This is a genomic window from Pseudomonas sp. ENNP23, from assembly GCF_001728945.1.
GTDB lineage: Bacteria > Pseudomonadota > Gammaproteobacteria > Pseudomonadales > Pseudomonadaceae > Metapseudomonas > Metapseudomonas otitidis.
The window spans coordinates 1-16,566 of sequence record NZ_LYSP01000070.1; the positions used below are offsets into that span (position 1 = coordinate 1).

Consider the following 16,566-nt stretch of genomic DNA (forward strand, 5'->3'; position numbering starts at 1 on the left):
ACCCACGCCCACAGCCTGTTCGGCAGCCTCGACTACCAGTACGACGCCCTGGACCGCCTGACCGAGGAAAAGGCCGCCGACAGCCGCAAGGCCTACGCCTACGACGCCACCGGCAACCGCACCAGCCGCACCACCTACGCCACCACGAATGGCAGCGAAGCGCAGACCGCCAAGCAGAGCCTGCGCTACGCCCCCGACAGCAACCGCCTCGCCCAGCGCAGCACCAGCTACGCCGTCGAAGCCGATGCCGCCGGCCACTACACCCGCTACAGCCAGAGCCGTCGCTACACCTACGACGACCAGGGCCGCCTCAGCGCCGTCACCGACAAGGTCGGTACCCCCATCGCCCACTACGCCTACAACGCCCTCGGCCAGCGCGTGCTCAAGGAGGTCCAGCAGGGCACCGCCCGCACGCCCTACACCTACCTCTACGGCCCCGACGGCCAGGTCATGGGCCAGGTGCGCTACACCACCGCCGGCAGGAAGAGCCAGGCCAGCTACTACGTCTGGCTCGACAGCCTGCCCATCGCCCAGATCAACCTGACCTACAGCGCCGGCACCACCATCGCCAGCACCACCCTCACCTACCTGCACAGCGACCACCTCAACACACCGCGCCTGGCCACCAACCAGGGCGGCAACCTGGTGTGGAGCTGGCCGAGCGATGCCTTTGGGGTGGGGCAGCCCAACACCTACGGCAGCACCATCGACGTGGTCCTGCGCTTCCCCGGGCAGATCGCCGATGCGCACAGTGGGCTGTATTACAACTACTTCAGGGATTACGACCCGGAGACGGGTAGGTATGTGGAGAGTGATCCAATTGGACTAAATGGTGGGCTCAATACATTTGGGTATGTAGCATCGAATCCAATCAAATACAGCGACCCATCTGGTCTTCTGCTGGCAGCTCCAGCAGCGGGAGTAGCTGTTCAACGCTGCGTGGCAAACCCTGCTTGCCAAGCGCTAGTAGGTGGCGGAATAGCAATATCAGCAATATGTTTATTGCACCCTGAGCTTTGCGAAAACGCTGTAAACGCAGCATGTGACGATGTCAGCAGTAGCCTCGGCGGAATTTTCAGCGACTCCACATTGAGCCCAGGTGCTCACGCTGGAGATTCAATCCCTGCAAGAGGACCAGATCGCGACTTTACTCCGGATGAGCGGGATAGAATTAATGAAATAGGCGCAGATACAGGCTGTCATACGTGTGGCGCTACAGAGCCAGGTACTAAAAGTGGTAACTTCGTTCCTGACCACCAACCTCCCTCCTCCCTTAACCCTGAGGGAAACCCACAGGAACTTTATCCACACTGCCTGCACTGCAGTAGAGTCCAAGGCGGGCAAGCTAACGCGGCAAAAAATGGTGGAAATAGATGAGAATTAATATAGTCAGAGAGGGAGAAAGGCTAGTTACCACAGGCCTAACCTCCTTAAACAATAGCGAAATATCGCTGAAGCTCTCACCTGAACTAGAAATCAGAGATGCCAAACATCTACTCGAATCAATAACAAATTTTATATCCACAACAAAGATAAACATCAAAAACGAAGAAACATTTCCATATGGATTTTGGCTTATAAAATTCATCAAAAAAAATGATCACCTCGAAATATTCGAATACAACAAAGAAGCCACTGAATTTATCTGCGGAGCGAACTACACCATAGATTGCTGGAACAAACAGCATGAAATTTGCTCCAAATACAGCGCTCCCTTCTCCCCCCCAAGACCAGACAGGAAGATTGTTATATCTGAAGGCGTATATAGTGGAGGTAACGTAACAGGTGTTCGCTATCCATCGCCTGAGCACATGTCTGGCTGGTGGTTAACATCGGATGAATACAATGGGGATACTAAAACCCTGAAAATTGTTCACTTATACCATCTCACAGCACACCGCCCAGACATCATGCCTTTCATTGCATTACCATTTGGATATAGATTTTTTATTCAAGGAGCAGAGAGCTCAGCATGGCACGACCAAAAAATTGATAGATAACACTGATGGGCGAGTGATGAACTCGCCCATCAAGCATTAGACTTTAATCACTAAAACATTTGAACCGACGTCATAGGCAGCCCTATTGCCCGCTACATCTACAACGCCCTCGGCCAGCGGGTGCTCAAGGAGGTCCCGCAAGGCACCGCCCGCACGCCCAACACCTACCTCTACGGCCCCGACGGGCAGGTCATGGGCCAGGTGCGCTACACCACCGCCGGCAGGAAGAGCCAGGCCAGCTACTACGTCTGGCTCGACAGCCTGCCCATCGCCCAGATCGACCTGACCTACAGCGCCGGCACCACCGTCACCCGCACCACCCTCACCTACCTGCACAGCGACCACCTCAACACACCGCGCCTGGCCACCAACCAGGGCGGCAACCTGGTGTGGAGCTGGCCGAGCGATGCCTTTGGGGTGGGGCAGCCGAACAACCACGGCAGCACCATCGACGTGATCCTGCGCTTCCCCGGGCAGGTCGCCGATGCGCACAGTGGGCTGTATTACAACTACTTCAGGGATTACGACGCGGAGACGGGTAGGTATGTGGAGAGTGATCCGATTGGGTTGGATGGAGGGCTGAATACCTATGGATATGTAGAAGGTAATCCCCTGAGCTACTTCGATGAGTATGGTTTAACAGCTGAAGGAAACCATAAACTTGATCAGGCACAAGTAGACCGAATCAAAGAGCAGTTAAAAGACCCAAACCTCGACAAAAAAACCAGAAATGCATTGCAGAAAAAACTAAATACTCATGAGAAAGCTATGGGGGAGAGAGGTAGCCGAAAATCCAAGGGAGGAAAAATCAGATCTATTCGTGGCCCACTTATTCACATCGAACTCGCCTGTATCGCTGGCGCAGCCCCTTGCGCACTTTGCGATGAGCTTAATTTCCCTAACCCCAACTGCCCTGTGGATCTACGGTGTGAAGAGGATAACAACACTCCAGCATCACCTGCTCCAGTCCCTCCTTCATTTCCGGGCTGGAGCTCACTTCCGCGTCCAAACATCATTGACCTAGGCCAGCAATGACTAAATTTGTAGGCAGGTTAGTCAACGGGGCAACCTGCCGAGGGGATGTTCCAGCCTTCAGCGAAACCATGTAGTAGTACGGATAATACGGGGTGAATATGGGTTTCGATCTGCGCCGGCCAAATGACACACCTTGTAAGGCTAAGATTCACTACCACTGGCCTGAAAAAGCACTTAATACATCCCGAAGCGGGCATGCTAAATCAATAGAGAACATGAATTATTCTACACTTTAAATTTATGTGAAAAATTAATTTCAGGAGGTCACATGCCTTGGTACGCAATAAGAAATGTATATCTCTTCGGGAAGAAGGACGATGGGAAAAATATCTTTGAAGAGCGCACAGTCTGCTTTGAGGCGCCGGACCTTGAAACTGCCTATCTAAAAGGCGAGCAGGAAGCAACTGAATATGCAGAGTGCTGCGGATTTGAATCTCACCCAGAGCAAGCCTGCTTTTTACAAGATGGAGAGCCGCTAATAGATGGTTACGAGGTCTGGTCTGAGCTTTATGAATCAGATAAAGATCTAGCAACATTTTATGCTGACAGGTATACAGCATATGAATATACCCCTTGAACTTTAGGGCAAACTATTATTGATCACGCAAATCAAAATTCACCGCAATTCCAAGCCACCGGTTGATACAAAAAATATAGATTGGGTTGCAACCACACATGAGTTAACAGTCACTAATTTTGTAGACCACCCACTTCAAAGCATCGTTATTCCTGACGAACAGTAACGAGAGCCACTTATGTAGAGGCAGTGGCCTGGCCGAGACACCACGCCGGATATGCGGAGTAAAAGCAACGATACAAATGGGATTGCCAAGCCTGTGAGCCGCATGAAAATCCCCCCACCCGCAACGAGGTCGCATGGACATTCTCCACATCTCGGACAAGTCACTGACTGAACTGGAGCAGCTCTTTGCTTGCAACATCGAAGACGATGACTTCTACGATGTGGTGGCCTTCAACATCGAACGAAGCAAGCCTGGTTATTGGCTCGAACACATCAACGGCCTCAACCCGATGCGACAACGAGCGGCAACGTTCGGTCTGGGGCTGAGCAAAGCCCCCAGAAAGCAACTTACCCAAGCTCTGATGGCATTAGCCGAAAGCCAGAACGAACGGATTGCCAGCCAAGCCGTTGATTCGCTCCGGCGCTTGAACGTCAGAAGGGCCAAGGCACTGGTCAAGCGCCTCATGCAGCACACCTCCCCCTATGTGAGGGGAGCCGCTATCCGGTTCATGGCCTTTGCCCTGGGAAGCGAGGCCATTCCCGTGATTGCCCCTTGCCTGCACGACTCGGACCCTATCGTCAGGCAAAACGCCATAGATGAGCTTTCCGGGTTGGGTGGGGACCAAGTCATTGCGCTGATCCCCCCCTGAAGAGAGACGCCTCCCCTGAGGTCAGGCTGGCGGCACGTCAGGCAATTGACCTGCTGAAGGCCAGTACCCTCTAACTCACTTCCGCCAATTCCCGGAACCCAACATGCTGGCTGGACATTTCCTGATGGGAAACCCACGCAACACAGGAAGGCGGAGCTTCTCACTCCTCTCTCCCCCGCCAACGCAAGGTCAACTCCGGCTGCCCGGTCGCGGCATCCAGCGCTTCGGCGACGACTTCGAAACCGGCTGAACGGTAGAAGCCCACCGCCTTGACGTTGGCGCGGTAGACGTTCAGTTCCAGTGAGGGATGCCGCGCCTTGGCGCTGTCCAGCAGGCGGCGGCCGAGTCCGCTGCGCTGGTGGGCGGGGTGGATGAAGAGTGCGGCCAGGTGGTGCTCGACCAGGGACAGGAAGCCACACACCTGGCCGCTCTCTTCCACAACCCAGTTTTCCGCGGCAGGCAGGTAGTGGTTGAGCATGGCGTCCCGCTGGCTGTGCCAGAAGGCATCGGGGATGAAGTCATGGGCCTGGAGGGAGGCCTCCAGCCAGATGTCCACCAGGTCGGCGTACTCGTCGGGGCGGGCAAGGCGGATCATGTGCAGTCCTGTGCGGGGTCACGTTCGAAGCCGGCGATTATAAGCGCCGGCGAACGTCGGCCTGCAGAAGCGCGCCGGCCCACTTCCTCGGCGGTAACCGGGAAGGGGGTGATGTGGCGCGGTGATCCGCTTCAGCCGCAGCAGCTTCGAGGACCTATCCCCTTAGGACACGCCACTGCCGGGCTCAGGCCAACCCGAACGGGTCGTCGATGGAGTGGCTCGGCTGGGTGAACCAGCGCGGGCCGTCTTCGGCCATGTAGAAGTGGTCTTCCAGGCGGATGCCGAACTCGCCGGGCACGCAGATCATCGGTTCGTTGCTGAAGCACATGCCCGGCGCCAGGGGCGTGGCGTCGCCGCGTACCAGGTAGGGGCCTTCGTGGATCTCCACGCCGATGCCGTGCCCGGTGCGGTGCGGCAGGCCGGGGAGCTGGTAGTCCGGGCCGAGGCCGTCGGCTTCCAGGGAGCGCCGGGCAGCAGCGTCCACCGCTTCGCAGGGGGCGCCCAGGCGGGCGGCGTCGAAGGCGGCCAGTTGCGCACGCTTCTCGGCGTCCCACAGGGCGCGCTGGCGCGGGCTGGGGGTGCCGAAGACGTAGCTGCGGGTGATGTCCGAGAGGTAGCCGTGCAGGCGGCAGCCGGTGTCGATCAGCACCATGTCGCCGTCCCGTAATGGCCGGGGCTGGGCAACGCCGTGGGGGAAGGCGCTGTCGGCGCCGAACAGGACGATGCAGAAATACGAGCCGCTCGCCCCGACGCGGCGGTGGGCCTGGTGGATGAAGGCCTCCACCTCGGCCGGGGTGATGCCCTCGCGGAGGATGCTGGCGGCGGCCTTGTGCACGGCCAGGGTCATGTCCTTGGCGCGCTGCATCAGAGCGATCTCGGCGGCGGACTTGCGGGCCCGGCAGTGCTGGGTGACGCGACCGCCGTCGATGAAGCGGTAGTGCGGCGACTCATTGCGCAGGCCGTCGAACATGAAGAACGGCAGGCTCGGGCACAGCGCCACGCAGGCGTCGTCGGCAAGGCCCAGGGCGGCCAGGCGATCCAGCAGCAGGCGGTAGGGGGACTCGTGCTCCTGCCAGGTGCGGATGGCACCCGGCACCACCTGGAAGCCGCGCACGGTGCCTTCCTCGAAGGCCGGGGCGAGGTATTCCAGCTCGCCCACGGCCGGCAGCAGCGCGCCGACCAGGCGTTCGCTGGGGTGCCACTGCACGCCGGTGAAGTAGCGCAGGTTGGCCCCGGCATGGAGGTACAACGCGCCGATGCCCTGCTCGACCATGAAGCGCTGGGCGCGGGCGATGCGTGCGTGGTACTCCGCCGCCTCGATGGGCCGCGCACCGGCGGTCATGTCGTGCAACTGGGCGAGCGCCGCCTCTGGCGTGCTGCCGCCTACACCCCTGGTCATCCCGTGGTCCTCGCTTGTCTGACAATCCGGCGGCGGAATTTAAGGGAGGCTGAACGAGGCGGTCAAAGGATTTTTTAAGTGTGACTTAATTTTATGGCCACCGATGCACGTCGCGCGCGCCATTCGACCTTTCGCTGACAGCTTCCCGACAGCTTCAGCCACTATGCTGCGCAGGCCCGGCGACACGATCGCCCGGCAGCTCCACCCTTCCCTTGCGCGGTACCGTGCCCACCGCCGGCCACAAGCCGGTGGCCTGGGCGCTTGCGCCGGGACTGCCGCCCGCCGCACCGCTCGGTATACTGGCCGCCTCCCGTCACCAGAGCACCCGCCATGTCCGTCGACCGCATCGGAGAACGCCTGCGCCGCTACCGGCGTGCCGCGAAAAAGACCCTCAACCAGGTCGCTGCCGAATCGGGGCTCACCGCCAGCTTTCTCTCCCAGGCCGAACGCAACCTGACGGGCGTGTCCATCTCCTCCCTGGCCAACATCGCCAAGTCCCTCGGCGTGCCGATGAACGCGCTGTTCGACCAACCGCCGCAGCCCCAGCCCGACTCCCACCAGAACGAGCGCGTGCGCTACACCATCGAGGGCCAGCCGCTGGCCTACGAGCGCCTGTCCACCTCCTTCCCCGGCAACCTGCTCAACGCGGTGAAGATGAACATGCCGGTCGGCTACCAGTCGGAGCTGATCGCCCACGAGGGCTCGGAGTTCGCCTATGTGCTCTCCGGGCAGATCGTCTACACCATCGACGGCCGCCAGTACCCGCTCGCCGCCGGCGACTCGGTGCATTTCGACGCCGGCAAGACCCACTGCCTGGCCAACGTCGGCGAGAACGTCGCCGAGGTGCTGACCGTCACCACCATGCCGCTGTTCGACGACCGCAACGCCTCCTGACGCCTTTCAATTGCCACGATGCGACGCCAGGTGACGCCTGAATGTAAGTCTTGCTTAATTTCTGTTGACCACTTTTTCAGCATGACTTAATTTCGGCCACGCTTTGGCGTTGGGCATGGAGCCCCGGCCAGAGCGCTCACCGCTGCACAGGGCCGGCCACCTGACCCCGGGACCGGAACGCAGCGGGTTGTACCGAGCACGTGCCCGGTCCATAAAGCCGCGAGCCCGTGACGCCCTCAGAAAAAGAACAATCGAGGTCCCGCATGCCCAAGAACCCCCTCGTCCAGGCCCTGCTCGCTGCCGGCCTGCTCCTCGGCACTTCCTTCGCCTCCGCCGCCAGCAACCTGGTGTTCTGTTCTGAAGGCAGCCCCGCCGGCTTCGACCCCGGCCAATACACCACCGGCACCGACTTCGACGCCACGGCGGAAACCCTCTTCAACCGCCTGGTGCAGTTCGAGCGCGGCAGCACCCGCGCCGGGCCGGCGCTGGCCGAATCCTGGGACGTTTCCGAAGACGGCCTGACCTACACCTTCCACCTGCGCCCGGGCGTGAAGTTCCACACCACCGAGTACTTCACCCCCAGCCGCGAATTCAGCGCCGACGACGTGCTGTTCACCTTCCAGCGCATGCTCGACAGGAACCACCCGTTCCGTAAGGCCTACCCCAGCGAGTTCCCCTACTTCACCGACATGGGCCTGGACAAGAACATCGCCAAGGTCGAGAAGCTGGACGACCACACCGTCAAGTTCACCCTCAACCAGGTGGACGCAGCCTTCATCCAGAACCTGGCCATGCCCTTCGCCGCCGTGCACTCGGCCGAGTACGCCGACCAGTTGCTCAAGGCCGGCACACCGCAACTGCTCAACCAGAAGCCCATCGGCACCGGCCCGTTCGTGTTCAAGCGCTACCAGAAGGACGCGCAGATCCGCTTCACCGGCAACAAGCATTACTGGAAGCCCGAAGACGTGAAGATCGACAACCTGATCTTCGCCATCAACACCGACGCCTCCGTGCGCGCCCAGAAGCTCAAGGCCGGCGAATGCCAGGTCACCCTCAACCCGCGTCCGGCCGACATCGCAGGGCTCAAGCAGGACCCGCGCCTGCAGGTGCCCTCGCAGCCCGGCTTCAATCTCGGCTACATCGCCTACAACGTCACCCACCCACCGTTCGACAAGGTGGAGGTGCGCCAGGCGCTGGACATGGCGGTGAACAAGCCGGCCATCATCGAAGCGGTCTACCAGGGCGCCGGGCAACTGGCAGTCAACGCCATGCCGCCGACCCAGTGGTCCTACGACGAGACCATCAAGGACCCGGGCTACAACCCCGACAAGGCCAAGGAACTGCTCAAGGCCGCCGGCATCGCCGAAGGCACCGAAGTCACCCTCTGGGCCATGCCCGTGCAGCGCCCCTACAACCCCAATGCGCGGCTGATGGCCGAGATGATCCAGGCCGACTGGGCCAAGGTCGGCGTCAAGGCGCGCATCGTCACCTACGAGTGGGGCGAGTACATCAAGCGCGCCCATGCCGGCGAGCACGACGCCATGCTGTTCGGCTGGACCGGCGACAACGGCGACCCGGACAACTGGCTCGGCACCCTCTACGGCTGCGATTCGGTCAACGGCAACAACGTCTCCAAGTGGTGCGACGCCGACTACGACAAGCTGGTCAAGCAGGCCAAGGCCAGCACCGACCAGGCCCAGCGCACCGAGCTGTACAAGAAGGCCCAGCAGCGCCTGCACAACCAGGTGCCGATCAGCCCCATCGCCCACTCCACCGTCTACCAGCCCATGAGCCGGAGCGTGGAGGGCTTCCGCATCAGCCCGTTCTCCACCAACTCCTTCTACGGCGTGGCCAACGCCCCGTGAGCACAGGGGCCTGGCGGCTGCCCCCGCCAGGCCCCGGTCTTCCGTGACCAGCCCCTCCATCCGCCGCAGAGCGGAGGAGACCTTTTTTCATACCTGCCCCAACGAGTCCGCAAGGAAGCTGCGCTTGCGTGCGACGTCACCGGCTTGTCCGGTGACGACGGCAGTCCGCGCCAGCGCTCCTTGCTTCAACGCGAAGCCATAACAACAAAGGAGCGATCGACATGAAGAAAGACCATTCCCGAGCGACCCTGGCCCTGGCCCTGCTGGCCGCCACCGGCGCGGCACGGGCCGAGGAACAGCCCATGCCACCGGTGCCGGAGAACCCCAGCTACGCCGCCCAGGTGCAGAACATCCCGGCGGTGGACAAGCCGGTGAAGGGCCAGGCCGGCGCCACCGGGTTCATCGAGGGGCAGAGCCTGACCCTCAGCACCCGCAACTTCGCCGCCCGCGAGCAGATGAAGGACAGCTTCGGCTTCACCATCCCCAAGGATGACGGCCCGCAGCGCACCCACAGCCGCCGCGCCTGGGTGCAAGGCACCCAGCTCAAGTACAGCTCCGGCTACACCCAGGGCACCATCGGCTTCGGCCTCGACGTCGCCGCGTTCAACGCCATCAACCTGGAGCGCGGCAAGGGCCGCATCGGCGGTGGCGGCAACCGCACCCTGGCCGACAGCAACGGCCACGGCGTGGAGGAGTGGTCCAAGCTGGGCATCGCCAACGTGCGCCTGCGCGCCTCCAACACCGAGCTGAAGGCCGGCCGCTTCCAGGTGGACACCCCGGTATTCAGCTACTTCGACAACCGCGCCCTGCCCTCCAGCTTCACCGGCTACGCCATCACCAGCGAAGAGCTGGACAACCTGGCCCTGCAGGCCGGCAGCTTCCGCCGCGTCAGCCCGCGTACCGGCGCAGGCGACGAAGCCTTCACCACCGAGTACGGCACCCGCGAGGTGAAGGGCGAGCACATGCATTACCTGGGCGGCAACTACAAGCCGCTGGAGAGCCTGGAGATCGCCGCCTACGGAGGCCGCTTCGAAGACATCTGGGACCAGTACTACCTGGGCATCACCCACACCCTGGGGGACCGCGAAAACCTCTCCCTGCGCACCGCGCTGAACGGCTACCGCACCCGCGACACCGGCTCACGCAAGGCCGGCTACATCGACAACGACGCCTGGAGCCTGGCATTCACCCTCGCCCACCAGGCCCACGCGCTGACCCTGGCCTGGCAGCAGATCGACGGCGACGAGTACTTCGACTACGTCCACGAAACGGCGGCCATCTACCTGGCCAACTCCCTGCTCTCGGACTACAACGGCCCCAACGAGAAGTCCGCGCAGATCCGCTACGAGACCGACTGGAGCTACTTCGGCGTCCCCGGCCTGTCCACCACCGCCTGGTACGCCAAGGGCTGGGACATCGACGGCACCCACTACGACGGCGATCGCAACGGCGCCTACGGCAACTACGTCGAAGTGCGCAGCATGGACGGCGAACGCCACCACGAGTACGGGCTGATGGCGGCCTACAAGGTGCAGAGCGGAACCATCAAGGACAGCACCTTCAAGGTCACCTACATGTCCCACAAGGCCAGCAAGCAGCAGATCGACGGCAGCGTGAACGAACTGCGCGTGGTCAGCACTTTCCCCTTCGACCTGCTCTAGATTGAGACGGGCGCCGCCCAGCGGCGCCCCACAAGGAGACTCACATGCGCATGACGCTCCGTACCCTGCCCCTGCTGGTGGCCCTGGCCGCCGGCGCCCCGCTGGCCCAGGCGGCCAACCTGGTGGTCTGCACCGAGGCCGCGCCGGAAGGCTTCGACATCGTCCAGTACACCGGCGCGGTGACCGCCGACGCCTCCGCCGAAACGGTGTTCAGCCGCCTGGTGGCCTTCAAGCCCGGCACCACCGAGCTGGAGCCGGCCCTGGCGGAACGCTGGGACATCAGCCCCGACGGCACCGTCTACACCTTCCACCTGCGCCCGGGGGTGAAGTTCCACACCACCAACTACTTCACCCCCACCCGCACCCTGAATGCGGACGACGTGCTCTGGAGCTTCCAGCGCGCCCTCGATCCCAAGCACCCCTGGCATGAATCGGCCCAGCGCGGCTACGCCTACTTCGACGCCATGGGCATGCGCGAGCTGATCAAACGTGTGGAGAAGGTCGACGAGCTCACCGTGCGCTTCACCCTCAGCCGCCCCGAGGCGCCCTTCCTCGCCGACATGGCCATGGGCTTCGCCTCCATCTATTCCGCCGAGTACGGCGACCAGTTGCTCAAGGCCGGCAAGACCAACCAACTCAACCAGCAGCCCATCGGCACCGGCCCCTTCGTGTTCAGCCGCTACGCCAAGGACGCCCAGGTGCGCTACAAGGCCAACCCGGACTACTTCCGCGGCAAGCCGCCGATCGACAACCTGGTGTTCGCCATCACCCTCGACCCCAACGTGCGCCTGCAGAAGGTGCGCGCCGGCGAGTGCCAGATCGCCCTCTACCCCAAACCGGAAGACGTACCCGGCGTGCGCAGCAACCCCAACCTGGCGGTGGACGAGATCGACGCGCTGCTGACCACCTACGTCGCCATCAACACCCAGCACAAGCCGCTGGACGACGCCCGCGTGCGCCAGGCCATCAACCTCGCCGTGGACAAGCAGGCGATGATCCAGGCCGTGTTCGGCACCGGCAACGCCAGCGTGGCGGTCAACCCCTACCCACCGACCCTGCTGGGCTACAACCACCAGGTGCAGGACTGGGCCCACGACCCGGAGAAAGCCCGCGCCCTGCTGGCCGAAGCCGGGGTGAAGGACCTGAAGATCACCCTGTTCATCCGCAACGGCACCTCGCCGACCATCCCCAACCCGGCGCTGGCGGCACAGATGATGCAGGCGGACCTGGCCAAGGCCGGCATCCAGATGACCATCCGCTCCCTGGAGTGGGGCGAACTGCTCAAGCGTTCCAAGGGCGGCGAGCACGACCTGGTGCTGCTGGGCTGGGCCGGCGACAACGGCGACCCGGACAACTTCCTCAGCCCCAACCTGTCCTGTGCGGCAGCCGAGTCGGGGGAGAACCAGGCGCGCTGGTGCAACCCCGAGTTCGAAGCCCTGATGCAGAAGGCCCGTGGCGTCAGCGAGCCTGCCGAGCGAGCGAAGCTCTATGAACAGGCCCAGGTGGTTTTCCACCGCGAAGCCCCGTGGATTACGCTGGCGCACCCTAAGCTGTTCAACGTGCGCCGCAGTAACGTCGAGGGCTACGTGATCAGCCCGCTGTCCAACAACCACTTCGCCACCACCCGGGTGAAGTAACGGCGCCGTCGCGGCACCCGCTGCCGCGACACCCGACAACAAGAACGACGCCCGCCCACCGTTACCCACGGAAGCGGGCGTGATACCTGAGGAGTCAATCACCGAGATGCTCAGTTTCATTGCTCGCCGACTGGGGCTGCTGATCCCCACCTTCTTCGGCGTCACCCTGCTGACCTTCGCGCTGATCCGCCTGATTCCAGGCGACCCGGTGGAAGTGATGATGGGCGAACGTCGCGTCGATCCCGAAATGCACGCCCAGGCCATGATCCGCCTGGGGCTCGACAAGCCCCTGTACGAGCAGTACCTCACCTACATCGGCAAGCTGGCCCAGGGTGACCTGGGCGAGTCGCTGCGCACCCGCGAGAGCGTCTGGCACGAATTCCTCACGCTGTTCCCCGCCACCCTGGAGCTTGCCCTGGCCGCCCTGCTGTTCGCCGGCACCCTCGGCCTGCTGGCCGGCGTGCTGGCGGCGCTCAAGCGCGGTTCGCTGTTCGACCACGGGGTGATGGGCATCTCCCTCACCGGCTACTCCATGCCGATCTTCTGGTGGGGCCTGCTGCTGATCATGTTCTTCTCCGTGCACCTGGGCTGGACACCGGTGTCCGGGCGCATCGACCTGCTCTACGACATCGAGCCGAAGACCGGCTTCATGCTCATCGACACCCTGCTTTCCGACGAGGAAGGCGCCTTCGTCGACGCCCTCAAGCACCTCATCCTGCCGGCCATCGTGCTGGGCACCATCCCCCTGGCGGTGATCGCCCGCATGACCCGCTCGGCGATGCTCGAAGTGCTGCGCGAGGACTACATCCGCACCGCCCGCGCCAAGGGCCTGTCGCCGAGCCGCGTGGTGTTCGTGCACGGCCTGCGCAACGCGCTGATCCCGGTGCTCACCGTATTCGGCCTGCAGGTGGGCACCCTGCTGGCGGGCGCCGTGCTCACCGAAACCATCTTCTCCTGGCCGGGCATCGGCAAATGGCTCATCGAGTCCATCGGCGCGCGGGACTACCCCGTGGTGCAGAACGGCATCCTGCTGATCGCCTGCCTGGTCATCCTGGTCAACTTCGTGGTGGACATCCTCTATGGCCTCGCCAACCCCCGCATCCGTCATCAACGTTGAGGAGCCGACCATGACCATCGCCCAGCCCCCGGTCGAGCCGGCCCTGCTCTACCCCTCGCCGCTGAAGGAGTTCTGGCAGAGCTTCTGCCACAACAAGGGCGCCGTCGGCGGCCTGGCCTTCATGATCCTGATCATCGTCTGTGCGCTGTTCGCCCCCTGGATCGCCCCCTACGACCCCAGCGAGCAGTTCCGCGACGCCATGCTGACCCCGCCGGTCTGGCTGGATGGCGGCCAGTGGCGCTTCGTGCTCGGCACCGACGAACTGGGCCGCGACCTGCTCTCGCGGCTGATCTTCGGGGCCCGGCTGTCGCTGCTGATCGGCGTGGCCTCGGTGCTGATGTCGCTGATCCCGGGGATCTTCCTGGGCCTTCTGGCAGGCTTCTTCCCGCGCCTGATGGGTCCCTCGATCATGCGCCTGATGGACATCATGCTGGCCCTGCCCTCCCTGCTGCTGGCGGTGGCCATCGTCGCCATCCTCGGCCCAGGGCTGATCAACACCGTGATCGCCATCGCCGTGGTCTCGCTGCCCTCCTACGTGCGCCTGACCCGCGCCGCCGTGATGGTGGAGCTGAACCGCGACTACGTCACCGCCTCGCGCCTGGCCGGCGCCGGGCTGCTGCGGCTGATGTTCGTCACCGTGCTGCCCAACTGCATGGCCCCGCTGATCGTGCAGGCCACCCTGAGCTTCTCCTCGGCGATCCTCGACGCCGCCGCCCTGGGCTTCCTCGGCCTCGGCGTCCAGCCACCCACCCCCGAGTGGGGCACCATGCTGGCCTCGGCCCGCGACTACATCGAGCGCGCCTGGTGGGTCGTCTCCCTCCCCGGCCTGACCATCCTGCTCAGCGTGCTGGCCATCAACCTGATGGGTGACGGCCTGCGCGACGCACTCGACCCCAAACTGAAGAACGCCGCCTGAGGAGCCCCCATGAGCCTTCTGGATATCAAGAACCTCTGCGTCCGCTTCGGCGACCTCAGCGCCGTACCCGTGGTGGACGGCCTCGACCTGCAGGTGAACGCCGGTGAAGTGCTGGCCATCGTCGGCGAGTCCGGCTCCGGCAAGTCGGTGACCATGATGGCCCTGATGGGCCTGATCGACGCCCCCGGCTGGATCACCGCCGACCAGATGCAGTTCGACGGCACCGACATGCTGCGCCTCAAGGGCAGGCAGCGCCGGCACATCGTCGGCAAGGACCTGTCGATGGTCTTCCAGGACCCGATGACCGCCCTCAACCCCAGCTACACCGTGGGCTTCCAGATCGAGGAAGTGCTGCGCCAGCACCTCGGCCTCAAAGGCCGCGCCGCCCGCCAGCGGGCCCGCGAACTGCTGGAGCGGGTGGAGATCCCCGGCGCCGAAAGCCGCCTCGACGCCTACCCGCACCAGCTCTCCGGGGGCATGAGCCAGCGCGTGGCCATCGCCATGGCCATCGCCGCCGAACCCAAGCTGCTGATCGCCGACGAACCCACCACCGCCCTGGACGTGACCATCCAGGCGCAGATCATGGACCTGCTGCTGAACCTGCAGCGCGAACAGGGCATGGGCCTGGTGCTGATCACCCACGACCTGGCCGTGGTCGCCGAGACCGCCAACCGCGTCTGCGTGATGTACGCCGGCCAGGCCGTGGAAGTGGGCAGCGTGCCGCGCCTGTTCGACGCCCCGGCACACCCCTACACCGAGGCGCTGCTCAAGGCGATTCCCGAACACAGCGTCGGCAAGCCGCGCCTGGAGACCCTGCGCGGCATCGTCCCCGGCCGCTACGACCGGCCCCAGGGCTGCCTGCTGTCGCCGCGCTGCCCCTACGCCCAGGCCAGTTGCAAGGAACGCCGCCCCAGCCTCGACGCCTACGAACACGGTGCCGTGCGCTGCTACTTCCCGCTCAATTTCGACGAGGTGGCCTGATGAGTGCCGTCCTGACCGCTCGTGACCTGACCCGTCACTACTCCGTGTCCCGTGGCCTGTTCAAGGGCCACGCCACCGTGCGCGCCCTCAACGGCGTGTCGTTCCAGCTCGACGCCGGCAAGACCCTGGCCGTGGTCGGCGAATCCGGTTGCGGCAAGTCCACCCTGGCCCGCGCCCTGACCCTGATCGAGGAGCCCAGCTCCGGCTCCCTGCAGATCGCCGGGCGCGAAGTGGCCGGCGCCAGCAGCGAGGACCGCAAGCAGTTGCGCCGCGACGTGCAGATGGTGTTCCAGAACCCCTACGCCTCGCTCAATCCCCGGCAGAAGATCGGCGACCAGTTGGCCGAGCCACTGGTGATCAATACCGGCCTCTCCAGCGCCGAACGCCGCGAGCAGGTGCAGGCGATGATGCAGCAGGTGGGCCTGCGCCCCGAGCACTACCAGCGCTACCCGCACATGTTCTCCGGCGGCCAGCGCCAGCGCATCGCCCTGGCCCGGGCCATGATGCTCAACCCCAAGGTGCTGGTGGCGGACGAACCCACCTCGGCGCTGGACGTGTCCATCCAGGCCCAGGTGCTCAACCTGTTCATGGACCTGCAGCAGAACTTCAACACCGGCTACGTCTTCATCTCCCACAACCTCGCCGTGGTGCGCCACGTGGCCGACGACGTGCTGGTGATGTACCTCGGCCGCCCGGCGGAAATGGGGCCGAAGGAGCTGATCTACGAGCGCCCGCTGCACCCCTACACCCGCGCCCTGCTCTCGGCGACCCCGGCGATCCACCCGGACCCGGCGAAACCGAAGATCAAGATCGTCGGCGAACTGCCCAATCCCCTGGACCCGCCCCCCGGCTGCGCCTTCCACAAGCGCTGCCCCCACGCCACCGAGCGCTGCCGCAGCGAAGTCCCCGAACTGCGCCTGCTCGACGCCCGCCAGGTGGCCTGCCACCACGCCGAAAGCATCGCCCTCTAGCACAAGCCTTGTAGCCCGGACTTCAGCCCGGGATTCCCCTCCCCGGACTGAAGTCCGGGCTACGGCTACGCATCGGTACTCAACGGGTACGGCGGCGGCAAAC

At 63.5% G+C, this 16,566-nt stretch carries 14 protein-coding genes and 1 pseudogene; 13 read left to right on the forward strand and 2 right to left on the reverse strand.

The window, feature by feature from the left end; translation table 11 throughout:
• From A9G05_RS25265 to A9G05_RS25275, 5 genes and pseudogenes are all read left to right on the forward strand, one after another.
• On the forward strand, positions 1-1,377 hold a 1,377-nt coding region (locus tag A9G05_RS25265), incomplete at its 5' end, for an RHS repeat-associated core domain-containing protein (protein WP_139131254.1).
• Positions 1,374-2,000, forward strand: a complete 627-nt coding sequence (locus A9G05_RS27955) for a DUF2185 domain-containing protein (protein WP_218187211.1) — start codon at positions 1,374-1,376, stop codon at positions 1,998-2,000. The genes A9G05_RS25265 and A9G05_RS27955, both read left to right, overlap by 4 nt.
• Positions 2,001-2,075: 75 nt before the next feature.
• Positions 2,076-2,639 (forward strand): annotated as a pseudogene (locus A9G05_RS28260) (RHS repeat-associated core domain-containing protein); the annotation flags it as partial.
• A 664-nt stretch (positions 2,640-3,303) separates the two neighbouring features.
• On the forward strand, positions 3,304-3,612 hold the full coding sequence (locus A9G05_RS27515; protein ID WP_139131255.1) for a hypothetical protein: 309 nt from the start codon (positions 3,304-3,306) through the stop codon (positions 3,610-3,612).
• Between the two features lie 299 nt (positions 3,613-3,911).
• Positions 3,912-4,427 carry a HEAT repeat domain-containing protein gene (locus A9G05_RS25275; protein WP_069563568.1) on the forward strand — a complete coding sequence of 172 codons (516 nt, stop codon included), beginning with the start codon at positions 3,912-3,914 and terminating at the stop codon, positions 4,425-4,427.
• Between the two features lie 160 nt (positions 4,428-4,587).
• Here A9G05_RS25275 and A9G05_RS25280 read toward each other — a convergent pair whose 3' ends face one another.
• Together A9G05_RS25280 and A9G05_RS25285 are read right to left on the reverse strand one after the other, a co-directional pair.
• Positions 4,588-5,022, reverse strand: coding sequence for an N-acetyltransferase (locus A9G05_RS25280; RefSeq protein WP_069563569.1), 435 nt, complete (start codon positions 5,020-5,022; stop codon positions 4,588-4,590).
• Between the two features lie 184 nt (positions 5,023-5,206).
• The gene (locus A9G05_RS25285) at positions 5,207-6,421 is read right to left on the reverse strand and encodes a Xaa-Pro peptidase family protein (protein WP_069563570.1); all 1,215 of its coding nucleotides are present in this window, start codon (positions 6,419-6,421) and stop codon (positions 5,207-5,209) included.
• Between the two features lie 330 nt (positions 6,422-6,751).
• Between A9G05_RS25285 and A9G05_RS25290 the strand changes: the two genes are divergently transcribed.
• The 8 genes from A9G05_RS25290 (at position 6,752) to A9G05_RS25325 (ending at position 16,463) form a co-directional block, all read left to right on the forward strand.
• Entirely contained in the window at positions 6,752-7,315 is a 564-nt protein-coding gene (locus tag A9G05_RS25290) for a helix-turn-helix domain-containing protein (protein ID WP_044406946.1), read from the forward strand.
• A gap of 263 nt (positions 7,316-7,578) precedes the next feature.
• The gene (locus tag A9G05_RS25295; RefSeq protein ID WP_069563571.1) at positions 7,579-9,180 is read left to right on the forward strand and encodes an ABC transporter substrate-binding protein; all 1,602 of its coding nucleotides are present in this window, start codon (positions 7,579-7,581) and stop codon (positions 9,178-9,180) included.
• 221 nt (positions 9,181-9,401) lie between these two features.
• On the forward strand, positions 9,402-10,841 hold the full coding sequence (locus A9G05_RS25300; RefSeq protein ID WP_069563572.1) for an OprD family outer membrane porin: 1,440 nt from the start codon (positions 9,402-9,404) through the stop codon (positions 10,839-10,841).
• 44 nt (positions 10,842-10,885) lie between these two features.
• On the forward strand, positions 10,886-12,478 hold the full coding sequence (locus tag A9G05_RS25305; RefSeq protein ID WP_069563573.1) for an ABC transporter substrate-binding protein: 1,593 nt from the start codon (positions 10,886-10,888) through the stop codon (positions 12,476-12,478).
• A 106-nt stretch (positions 12,479-12,584) separates the two neighbouring features.
• Positions 12,585-13,595 carry an ABC transporter permease subunit gene (locus A9G05_RS25310; RefSeq protein ID WP_069563574.1) on the forward strand — a complete coding sequence of 337 codons (1,011 nt, stop codon included), beginning with the start codon at positions 12,585-12,587 and terminating at the stop codon, positions 13,593-13,595.
• Between the two features lie 10 nt (positions 13,596-13,605).
• Positions 13,606-14,511 carry an ABC transporter permease subunit gene (locus tag A9G05_RS25315; RefSeq protein WP_069563575.1) on the forward strand — a complete coding sequence of 302 codons (906 nt, stop codon included), beginning with the start codon at positions 13,606-13,608 and terminating at the stop codon, positions 14,509-14,511.
• A gap of 9 nt (positions 14,512-14,520) precedes the next feature.
• Entirely contained in the window at positions 14,521-15,492 is a 972-nt protein-coding gene (locus tag A9G05_RS25320) for an ABC transporter ATP-binding protein (RefSeq protein WP_044406929.1), read from the forward strand.
• Entirely contained in the window at positions 15,492-16,463 is a 972-nt protein-coding gene (locus tag A9G05_RS25325; RefSeq protein WP_069563576.1) for a peptide ABC transporter ATP-binding protein, read from the forward strand. Before A9G05_RS25320 ends, A9G05_RS25325 begins: the two co-directional genes overlap by 1 nt.
• Positions 16,464-16,566 lie beyond the last annotated feature (103 nt).